Source organism: Pseudomonas sp. NDM (genome assembly GCF_003105095.1).
Taxonomy (GTDB): Bacteria; Pseudomonadota; Gammaproteobacteria; order Pseudomonadales; family Pseudomonadaceae; genus Aquipseudomonas; species Aquipseudomonas moraviensis_A.
This window is the reverse complement of record NZ_QETJ01000166.1, coordinates 1-9,881: the sequence shown is the minus strand read 5'-3', so window position 1 is coordinate 9,881 and position 9,881 is coordinate 1. Positions and strand designations below refer to the sequence as shown.

Below are 9,881 nucleotides of genomic sequence, written 5' to 3'. Positions count from 1 at the left end.
AGTCACCACCTGTCCGGCTGACAAACCGCTATCGCGAGCAGGCTCACTCCTACAGGGGGCTGTATTCAGCCTTTGATTGCGCGCCAGAGCTTGCCCACGACACTCACTACCGCCAGCACCACGGCGCCGGCAATAATCCCCGCAACACCATTGAGCAGCATCGGCACGGCGAACCCGGCGCTGCCCGCCGCTGCGCCGACACCTTCGATCCAGTGATGCAGCACCGGCACGCCATGAGTCAGGATGCCGCCGCCGACCAGGAACATCGCCGCCGTACCGACCACCGACAGGGTTTTCATCATGTACGGCGCGGCGCTGAGGATGCCGCCGCCGATCTTTTTCGCCATTTGCCCGGGCTTCTGCGTCAGCCACAGGCCCAGATCGTCAAGTTTGACGATGCCCGCCACCAAACCGTAAACGCCAACGGTCATGACGATGGCGATGCCGGACATGACAACCACTTGCTGGGTCAGCGAGGCATCTGCCACGGTGCCGAGGGTGATGGCGATGATTTCTGCCGAAAGAATGAAGTCGGTGCGGATCGCGCCTTTGATCTTGTCCTTTTCGTACGCCACCAGATCGGTGGTCGGGTCGGCGACGGCCTCGGTCAACTGCGCGTGCCCAGCTTCGTCTTCCTCTTTGCTGTGCAGGAACTTGTGCGCAAGTTTCTCGAAACCCTCGAAGCACAGATACGCACCGCCGACCATCAACAGCGGCGTCACCAGCCATGGCACGAAGGCGCTGATCGCCAGCGCCGACGGCACGAGGATCAGTTTGTTGACGAACGAGCCCTTGGCCACCGCCCACACCACGGGAATTTCCCGCTCGGCGCGCACGCCCGAGACCTGCTGGGCGTTGAGCGCCAGGTCGTCACCGAGCACGCCGGCAGTCTTCTTGGCGGCCATTTTCGTCATCAATGCAACGTCATCCAGAACGGTGGCGATGTCATCGATCAGCACCAGCAAACTGCTTCCTGCCATGAATCCTGTTTCCTTCTGTGTATGAATGTTGCCAAGCATAACGCGACCGCCGGCCACAGGCTGCATTGTTGAGCGCCGCTCAAGGCCGGTGCTACCATGCGCCACCGCCAGAACAGGCAAGGAACCACCGGGTTTATGAGCACAATCCGCGAGCGTAACAAAGAACTGATCCTGCGCGCCGCCAGCGAAGAGTTTGCCGACAAGGGCTTTGCGGCGACCAAAACCAGCGACATCGCCGCCAAGGCGGGATTGCCCAAGCCCAACGTCTACTACTACTTCAAATCCAAGGAAAACCTCTACCGCGAGGTGCTGGAAAGCATCATCGAGCCGATTCTGCAGGCCTCGACCCCGTTCAACCCGGATGGCGTGCCGAGCGAAGTGCTGAGCGGCTACATCCGCTCGAAGATCCGCATCTCCCGCGACCTGCCTTACGCCTCCAAGGTGTTCGCCAGCGAAATCATGCACGGCGCGCCGCACCTGAGCGCGGACCTGGTCGAGCAGCTCAACGCCCAGGCCAAGCACAACATCGCCTGCATCCAGAGCTGGATCGACCGCGGCCAGATCGCCCCGATCGACCCCAACCACCTGATGTTCAGCATCTGGGCCGCCACCCAGACCTACGCCGACTTCGACTGGCAGATATCTGCGGTGACCGGGAAAGACAAGCTCGACGAAGCCGATTATGAAGCGGCCGCGCAGACGATTATCCGGTTGGTGTTGAAGGGATGTGAGCCGGACTGAAAGACCGCAGCAACGCAATCGCGAGCAGGCTCACTCCTACATTTGGAATACGTTCCCCTGTAGGAGTGAGCCTGCTCGCGATCGAGGCGATACGGTCCCCACTCAAACCCAAATCGCACCCCATAGTGGATAGTCGCCAAGCTTCTCCACCAGCCCGGCCCGCAATGGGTTGGCTACTACATACCGCGCCACTTTCACCAGGTTCTCCTCCCGCCGCAACGCCCGATCATGAAAACCTCTCTGCCAGAGAACACTGTTATCTCCGGTAGCCTGTCTTACGGATCTGGTACTCATCGACTTGGTTTTCTGTATCAGCTCACTCAATGAGCCTCGTCGTAATTCAATTAGCCAATGGAAATGATCAGGCATGACGACCTAAGCCAGCGAATTCACAAGCCCGGAATCCTGGGCATTTTGGAATTGATCAGCGACCAGCTTGCCCAAGGCAAAATCCTTGAAAACCGGCCTTCGTTCATGGGTGTTGCTGGTTAACAGATAGATTCGGCTGACTTCGGCATATCGCCCGACTCGCAATTTATGTGCAGCAGGTAGATCTGGCATTCCTTTGCCTCCTGTGATCAAGTCATAAGAGGCTAGTACCGGGGATGCAAATGGAGTGGGCAGACTGTTGGCAGGATGTGTCCGGAAGATAGCTATCGCGAGCAGGCTCACTCCTACAGGGGTTTTGTGGCGTTCCAACATTTTGTGTCTGAACCCAGATCCACTGTAGGAGTGAGCCTGCTCGCGATGGCCATAGCTCAATCACCGCAAATTCAAGCAACCACCCCCCCATCCGCCCTCAGATCCAGCGCCTCCACCGCTTTGATCGCCACCTGCTCATCCACATCCGACAAATCTCCGCTGATCCCGATCGCGCCCAGCACTTCACCCGCCTGATTGCGGATCAACACACCACCCGGTGCCGGCACAACGCTGCCCTGCCCCATGCTGTTCAACGAAGAAAAAAAGGCCGGGCGTTGTTGGGCGTCCTGGGCGAGCAGGCGTGAGCCTTTGCCCAGGGCGATGGCGCCCCAGGCTTTGCCGATAGCGATGTCGGGGCGCAACAGGCTGGCACCGTCTTCGCGTTGCAGGGCGATCAGGTGGCCGCCGGTGTCGAGTACCGCGATGGTCAGTGGCGCGGCGTTGATGCCGCGCCCCGCACTGATGGCTTCGCTGACCAGGTTGACTGCGACTTTCAAGGTTAAAGCGCTCATGGTGCCGTCCTCATTTTGTTATAGGGAAAGTCGTGGGACTGCGCGTTTCTGCCACAGTCCGATGCAACAAATAGAACACAATGAGTTAGTTTTTTGTATACAATAATTCTCGAAAAGCGCCGCATGCGACGAAAAGCCACAGCACAAGCGGCTTCCGACGAATGAAACAGACGCTTGAGAAAATGGATTGACCTGCGCCGTCCGCCGTGAATACACTCTGCGCAAAGCCACTTGTATACAATTACAAAACGTAAAGAGGCACAAAACCATGAGCAAAATGAGAGCAATCGAAGCCGCCGTTCTGGTGATGCGCCGCGAAGGGGTTGATACCGCTTTTGGCATCCCGGGCGCAGCGATCAACCCGCTGTACTCCGCCTTGCAAAAGGTCGGTGGCATCGATCACGTCCTTGCTCGCCACGTTGAAGGCGCCTCGCACATGGCCGAGGGCTACACCCGCACCAAGGCCGGCAACATCGGCGTGTGCATCGGCACGTCCGGCCCGGCCGGTACCGACATGGTCACCGGGCTCTACAGCGCCTCGGCCGACTCGATTCCAATTCTCTGCATCACCGGCCAGGCACCCCGCGCCCGGATGCACAAGGAAGACTTCCAGGCTGTCGACATCACCAGCATCGTCAAGCCAGTCACCAAGTGGGCGACCACGGTGCTCGAACCGGGCCAGGTGCCTTACGCCTTCCAGAAAGCTTTTTATGAAATGCGCTCCGGCCGTCCGGGCCCAGTGCTGATCGACCTGCCATTCGACGTGCAGATGGCCGAGATCGAATTCGATATTGACGCTTACCAACCGCTGCCCCTCGCCAAACCGACCGCGACCCGCGTGCAGGTCGAGAAGGCGCTGGCGCTGCTGGATCAGGCCGAGCGTCCGTTGCTGGTCGCCGGTGGCGGCATCATCAATGCCGACGCCAGCGATCTGTTGGTCGAGTTCGCCGAACTGACCGGCATCCCGGTCATCCCGACCCTGATGGGCTGGGGCACCATCCCTGACGATCACCCGCTGATGGTCGGCATGGTCGGTCTGCAGACGTCGCACCGTTACGGCAACGCGACGATGCTGAAATCCGACGTGGTGCTGGGCATCGGTAACCGCTGGGCCAACCGTCACACCGGTTCGGTGGACGTGTACACCGAAGGTCGCAAGTTCATTCACGTCGACATCGAAGGCACGCAGATCGGCCGTGTGTTCACCCCGGATCTGGGCATCGTCTCTGACGCCGCCGCCGCGCTGACCGTGTTCATCGAAGTGGCGCGGGAATGGCAAGCCGCCGGCAAGCTGAAAAACCGCAGTGCCTGGCTGCAGGATTGCCAGCAGCGCAAAGCCAGCCTGCACCGCAAGACTCACTTCGACAACGTGCCGGTCAAACCGCAGCGCGTTTACGAGGAAATGAATCAGGTGTTCGGCAAGGACACCTGCTACGTCAGCACCATTGGTCTGTCGCAGATTGCCGGCGCGCAGTTCCTGCACGTCTACAAGCCGCGTCACTGGATCAACTGTGGCCAGGCCGGCCCGTTGGGCTGGACCATTCCGGCGGCGCTGGGCGTGGTCAAGGCCGATCCGAACCGCAAAGTCGTGGCCCTGTCGGGAGACTATGATTTCCAGTTCATGATCGAAGAACTGGCGGTCGGCGCTCAGTTCAAACTGCCGTATATCCACGTCGTGGTGAACAACTCGTACCTGGGCCTGATCCGTCAGGCGCAGCGCGGGTTCGAAATGGACTACTGCGTGCAGCTGTCCTTCGATAACCTGAATGCGCCGGAACTCAACGGTTACGGGGTTGACCACATCGCAGTCGCTGAAGGCCTCGGTTGCAAGGCGCTGCGCGTGTTCGAACCATCGGAAATCGCCCCTGCCCTGCGCAAGGCCGAACAGATGATCGAAGAGTTCAAGGTGCCGGTGATCGTCGAGATCATCCTGGAGCGTGTGACCAACATCTCCATGGGTACCGAGATCAACGCGGTCAACGAATTCGAAGACCTGGCGCTGGTCGGCAACGACGCGCCGACGGCGATTTCGTTGCTTGATTGATTGCTTTTAGCCCCCTCTCCCTCTGGGAGAGGGCTGGGGTGAGGGAAAGGTTTTGCGGTGCTCGTACAATCGGGATCAGATTCAGGATTCCCCCCTCACCCTAACCCTCTCCCCAAGGAGAGGGGACTGATCGCGTTCAGTCTGATCTACCGTGCCTCATCAGTTTTTAGGAGACCACCATGCCGCGTTTCGCAGCCAACCTGTCCATGCTGTTCACCGAACAGGATTTCCTTGCCCGTTTCGACGCCGCCGCCAAGGCCGGTTTCAGTGGCGTGGAATACCTGTTCCCGTACGACTTCAGCTCCGCCGAAATCAAGGCAAGACTCGAGGCCAACGGTCTGACCCAAGTGCTGTTCAACCTGCCGGCCGGTGACTGGGCCAAGGGCGAGCGCGGTATCGCCTGCCTGCCGGATCGGGTCGAAGAATTCCGCGCCGGGGTCGATCTGGCGATTGCCTACGCACAAGTGCTGGGCAACACCCAGGTCAACTGCCTGGCCGGCATTCGTCCGCAAGGCGTTGACGATGCCACGGTGGAAAAAACCTTCGTCGCCAACCTCAAATACGCCGCCGACAAGCTGCAAGCGGCGGGCATCAAACTGGTGATGGAAGCGATCAATACCCGCGACATTCCCGGTTTCTACCTGAACAACACGGCGCAAGCCCTGTCGATTCGCGAGCAGGTCGGCAGCGCCAATCTGTTCCTGCAATACGACATCTATCACATGCAGATCATGGAAGGTGATCTGGCCCGCACCCTGCAATCGCACCTGGGCGAGATCAACCATGTGCAACTGGCGGACAACCCGGGGCGCAACGAGCCGGGCACCGGTGAAATCAACTACCACTTCCTGTTCGAACACCTCGACCGCATCGGTTATCAGGGTTGGGTCGGCTGTGAATACAAGCCGTTGACCACCACCGAGGCTGGCCTCGGCTGGCTGAAAACCCACAACGCAATCTGAGAACACAGCAAATCCTCTGTAGGAGTGAGCCTGCTCGCGATGAGGCCGGCACATTCAATATCCATCTCGCCTGACAAACCGCTATCGCGAGCAGGCTCACTCCTACAGAAATGCAGCTCCCCTATTTGCTTGCGCACGACAAAAACAAGAGGATTTTCTCATGGCTAAAATCGGATTCATCGGCACCGGCATCATGGGCCACCCAATGGCGGCGAACCTGCAGAAAGCCGGTCACAGCCTGTTCCTGTCGCAACACCACGACGCGGCCCCGGCCGATCTGGTCGCCGCTGGCGCCGTTGCCCTTGCGAACCCGCGCGAAGTGGCGCAGGAAGCCGAATTCATCATCGTCATGGTCCCGGATACCCCGCAGGTCGATGACGTGCTGTTCCGCGCCGACGGCGTTGCCGCCGGCATAGGCAAGGGCAAAGTGGTCATCGACATGAGCTCGATCTCGCCGACCGCCACCAAAGCCTTCGCGGCGAAAATCAACGAGAAAGGCGCGCAATACCTCGATGCTCCCGTGTCAGGCGGTGAAGTCGGTGCCAAAGCCGCGACCCTGAGCATCATGGTCGGTGGCGACGCCGATGCCTTCGAACGCGCCCTGCCGCTGTTCCAGGCCATGGGCAAGAACATCACCCTGGTCGGTGGCAATGGCGACGGCCAGACCGCCAAGGTCGCCAACCAGATCATCGTTGCCCTGAACATCCAGGCCGTTGCCGAAGCGCTGCTGTTCGCCTCGAAAAACGGTGCTGATCCCGCCAAGGTGCGTGAAGCCCTGATGGGTGGTTTCGCCTCTTCGAAGATTCTCGAAGTGCACGGCGAGCGCATGATCAAAGGCACCTTCGACCCGGGCTTCCGCATCAGCCTGCACCAGAAGGACCTGAACCTGGCCCTGCAAGGCGCCAAGGAGCTGAACATCAACCTGCCGAACACCGCCAACGCCCAGCAAGTGTTCAGCACCTGCGCGGCCATCGGTGGTAGCAATTGGGATCACTCGGCGCTGATCAAGGGCCTTGAGCACATGGCCAATTTCTCGATCCGCGACAATAAATAAAGCCTGCACAAAACCCTGTGGGAGCGAGCCTGCTCGCGAAAGCGGCTTCACATTCAACATCCATGTTGGCTGACATACCGCGTTCGCGAGCAGGCTCACTCCTACAGGGATCTGAGTCGCCCATTCGAATAACAAGAATTCCGGGAGCCCGCCATGTCGGTCGATCCGCAACAACTGCTGCGCGAGCTGTTTGCCACAGCCATCGACGCGGCGCATCCGAACCAAGTCCTCGAAGCCCATCTGCCTGCCGATCACAGCGGTCGAGTCATCGTCATCGGCGCCGGCAAAGCCGCTGCCGCCATGGCGCAAGTGGTCGAGCGTTGCTGGGAGGGTGAAGTCACCGGCCTGGTGGTCACCCGCTACGGTCACGGCGCTCCGTGCGAAAAAATCGAAGTGGTCGAGGCCGCGCACCCGGTGCCGGACGCCGCCGGTCTGGCCGTGGCCAAACGCGTACTCGAACTGGTCAGCAACCTCAGCGAAGACGATCGCGTCATCTTCCTGCTCTCCGGTGGTGGCTCTGCCCTGCTCGCCCTGCCGGCCGAAGGCATCACCCTCGCTGACAAACAAACGATCAACAAAGCCTTGCTGAAATCCGGCGCGACCATCGGCGAGATGAACTGCGTGCGCAAGCACCTCTCGGCGATCAAGGGCGGCCGCCTCGGCAAGGCCTGCTGGCCGGCGACTGTCTACACCTATGCGATTTCCGACGTACCGGGCGACCTCGCCACGGTCATCGCCTCCGGCCCGACCGTGGCCGACCCGAGCACCTCCGCTGAAGCATTGGCGATCATCAAGCGCTACGGCATCGACATCCCCGCCTCTGTGCGCACTTGGCTGCAGAGTCCGGAATCGGAAACCGTAAAACCCGGCGACCCGAGTCTGGCGCGCAGCCATTTCCAATTGATCGCCCGGCCGCAGCAATCATTGGATGCGGCGGCGGTGAAGTGCCGTCAGGCCGGTTTCAGCACATTGATTCTCGGCGACCTCGAGGGCGAGTCCCGCGAAGTGGCGAAAGTCCACGCTGGCATCGCCCGGCAGATCATCCACCACGGCCAGCCGCTGGCGGCACCTTGCGTGATTCTCTCCGGCGGTGAAACCACGGTCACCGTGCGCGGCAACGGCCGGGGCGGACGTAACGCTGAATTCCTGCTCAGCCTCACCGACAGCCTCAAGGGCCAGCCCGGCGTCTACGCGCTGGCCGGCGACACCGATGGCATCGACGGTTCGGAAGACAACGCCGGCGCGATCATGACCCCGGACAGCTACGCCCGCGCCGCCGCCCTCGGTCTGAGCGCCAGCGACGAACTGGATAACAACAATGGTTACGGCTACTTCCAGGCGCTCGATGCGCTGATCGTCACCGAGCCGACCCGCACCAATGTCAACGACTTCCGCGCCATTCTGATCCTTGAGAACTGCAAATCATGACGCCTGATAAAAAGGTCAAAATCCTCGCCACCCTCGGCCCCGCGGTCGATGGTATCGACGACATCCGCGAGCTGGTCGAGGCCGGGGTCAACATCTTCCGCCTGAACTTCAGTCACGGCGATCATGCCGACCACGCCAAGCGCTATCAGTGGATCCGCGAAGTCGAGCGCCAGCTCAACTACCCGCTGGGCATTCTGATGGATCTGCAGGGGCCGAAACTGCGCGTCGGCAAGTTCGCCGACGGCAAGGTGCAGTTGCATCGCGGTCAGGCGTTCCGTCTCGATCTCGATGCGACACCGGGCGATGAACGCCGGGTCAACCTGCCGCATCCAGAGATCATTGCTGCGCTGGAAGCCGGCATGGACCTGCTGCTCGACGACGGCAAACTGCGCCTGCGCGTGGTCACCAAGTACGCCGATGCAATCGACACCACGGTGCTCAACGGCGGCGAATTGTCTGATCGCAAAGGCGTGAATGTGCCGCAAGCGGTGCTCGACCTCAGCCCGCTGACCGCCAAGGATCGCCGCGACCTGAGCTTCGGTCTGGAGCTGGGCGTGGACTGGGTTGCGCTGTCGTTCGTGCAGCGTCCACAAGACATCGTCGAAGCCCGCGCATTGATCGGCAACAAGGCGTTTCTGATGGCAAAAATCGAGAAGCCTTCGGCGGTCGAGCAATTGCGTGAAATCGCTGAGCTGAGCGACGCGATCATGGTCGCGCGCGGGGATCTTGGCGTGGAAGTGCCAGCGGAAAGCGTGCCGCAGATTCAGAAAAACATCATCACCACCTGCCGCGCACTGGGTAAACCGGTGGTGGTGGCGACGCAGATGCTCGAGTCGATGCGCTTCTCCCCTGCCCCAACCCGTGCCGAGGTGACTGACGTCGCCAACGCCGTGGCCGAAGGCGCCGATGCAGTGATGCTCTCAGCGGAAACCGCCTCTGGCGAGTACCCCCTGGAAGCCGTGCAGATGATGAGCAAGATCATCCGCCAGGTGGAAAACGGCCCGGATTATCAGACCCAGCTCGACGTCAGCCGACCGAAAGCCGAGGCGACCGTTTCCGATGCGATCAGCTGCGCGATCCGCCGTATCAGCAACGTGCTGCCGGTGGCGGTGCTGGTCAATTACAGCGAGTCGGGCGCCTCGACGCTGCGTGCATCGCGGGAGAGGCCGAAAGCACCGATCCTCAATCTGACGCCCAACCTGCAAACCGCGCGGCGCTTGAGCGTGGCCTGGGGCATTCATTCGGTGGTCAACGATCGCCTGCGTCAGGTCGACGAAGTCTGCTCGACCGCGCTGGAGATTGCTCAGGCGCAAGGCATGGCCGAGCGTGGCGACACATTGCTGATCACCGCCGGCGTGCCGTTCGGCCAGCCGGGCTCGACCAATTCGCTGCGCATCGAGACGTTGATTTAGCGCTTGTACCGGCCTCTTCGCGAGCAGGCTCGCTCCCACATTGGTT

8 protein-coding genes and 1 pseudogene are annotated in these 9,881 nt (G+C 60.8%); 6 read left to right on the top strand and 3 right to left on the bottom strand.

Going from position 1 to position 9,881, the window contains the following annotated elements:
• Positions 1 to 65: 65 nt before the first annotated feature.
• Entirely contained in the window at positions 66 to 980 is a 915-nt protein-coding gene (locus tag DCO47_RS22815; RefSeq protein ID WP_065615113.1) for a DUF808 domain-containing protein, read from the bottom strand.
• A 135-nt stretch (positions 981 to 1,115) separates the two neighbouring features.
• On the opposite strand from DCO47_RS22815, the gene DCO47_RS22810 reads away from it, so the two are divergent.
• The gene (locus tag DCO47_RS22810; protein ID WP_042607576.1) at positions 1,116 to 1,721 is read left to right on the top strand and encodes a TetR/AcrR family transcriptional regulator; all 606 of its coding nucleotides are present in this window, start codon (positions 1,116 to 1,118) and stop codon (positions 1,719 to 1,721) included.
• Positions 1,722 to 1,823: 102 nt separating this feature from the next.
• Here DCO47_RS22810 and DCO47_RS22805 read toward each other — a convergent pair.
• Both DCO47_RS22805 and DCO47_RS22800 read right to left on the bottom strand, forming a co-directional pair.
• Positions 1,824 to 2,282: pseudogene (locus tag DCO47_RS22805) on the bottom strand (transposase).
• A gap of 212 nt (positions 2,283 to 2,494) precedes the next feature.
• The gene (locus DCO47_RS22800; protein WP_064365443.1) at positions 2,495 to 2,935 is read right to left on the bottom strand and encodes a heme-binding protein; all 441 of its coding nucleotides are present in this window, start codon (positions 2,933 to 2,935) and stop codon (positions 2,495 to 2,497) included.
• A gap of 268 nt (positions 2,936 to 3,203) precedes the next feature.
• On the opposite strand from DCO47_RS22800, the gene gcl reads away from it, so the two are divergent.
• The 5 genes from gcl to pyk all read left to right on the top strand — a co-directional run bounded on the left by gcl (position 3,204) and on the right by pyk (position 9,835).
• Entirely contained in the window at positions 3,204 to 4,979 is a 1,776-nt protein-coding gene (gene gcl / locus DCO47_RS22795; protein WP_042607573.1) for a glyoxylate carboligase, read from the top strand.
• Positions 4,980 to 5,158: 179 nt separating this feature from the next.
• Entirely contained in the window at positions 5,159 to 5,941 is a 783-nt protein-coding gene (gene hyi, locus DCO47_RS22790; RefSeq protein ID WP_116658973.1) for a hydroxypyruvate isomerase, read from the top strand.
• A 160-nt stretch (positions 5,942 to 6,101) separates the two neighbouring features.
• A complete protein-coding gene (locus tag DCO47_RS22785; RefSeq protein WP_016771028.1) occupies positions 6,102 to 6,995 on the top strand; it encodes a 2-hydroxy-3-oxopropionate reductase in 894 nt (297 codons plus the stop codon).
• Between the two features lie 153 nt (positions 6,996 to 7,148).
• Positions 7,149 to 8,423, top strand: a complete 1,275-nt coding sequence (locus DCO47_RS22775) for a glycerate kinase (protein ID WP_116658972.1) — start codon at positions 7,149 to 7,151, stop codon at positions 8,421 to 8,423.
• Positions 8,420 to 9,835 carry a pyruvate kinase gene (gene pyk / locus DCO47_RS22770; protein WP_116658971.1) on the top strand — a complete coding sequence of 472 codons (1,416 nt, stop codon included), beginning with the start codon at positions 8,420 to 8,422 and terminating at the stop codon, positions 9,833 to 9,835. Before DCO47_RS22775 ends, pyk begins: the two co-directional genes overlap by 4 nt.
• Positions 9,836 to 9,881: the final 46 nt, after the last annotated feature.

Excerpts from the sequence above, each read along its gene's own strand:
- gcl (WP_042607573.1), top strand. The coding sequence starts at position 3,204 with ATGAGCAAAATGAGAGCAATCGAAGCCGCCGTTCTGGTGATGCGCCGC.
- pyk (WP_116658971.1), top strand. The coding sequence starts at position 8,420 with ATGACGCCTGATAAAAAGGTCAAAATCCTCGCCACCCTCGGCCCCGCG.
- DCO47_RS22785 (WP_016771028.1), top strand. The coding sequence starts at position 6,102 with ATGGCTAAAATCGGATTCATCGGCACCGGCATCATGGGCCACCCAATG.
- DCO47_RS22800 (WP_064365443.1), bottom strand. The coding sequence starts at position 2,935 with ATGAGCGCTTTAACCTTGAAAGTCGCAGTCAACCTGGTCAGCGAAGCC.
- DCO47_RS22775 (WP_116658972.1), top strand. The coding sequence starts at position 7,149 with ATGTCGGTCGATCCGCAACAACTGCTGCGCGAGCTGTTTGCCACAGCC.
- hyi (WP_116658973.1), top strand. The coding sequence starts at position 5,159 with ATGCCGCGTTTCGCAGCCAACCTGTCCATGCTGTTCACCGAACAGGAT.
- DCO47_RS22815 (WP_065615113.1), bottom strand. The coding sequence starts at position 980 with ATGGCAGGAAGCAGTTTGCTGGTGCTGATCGATGACATCGCCACCGTT.
- DCO47_RS22810 (WP_042607576.1), top strand. The coding sequence starts at position 1,116 with ATGAGCACAATCCGCGAGCGTAACAAAGAACTGATCCTGCGCGCCGCC.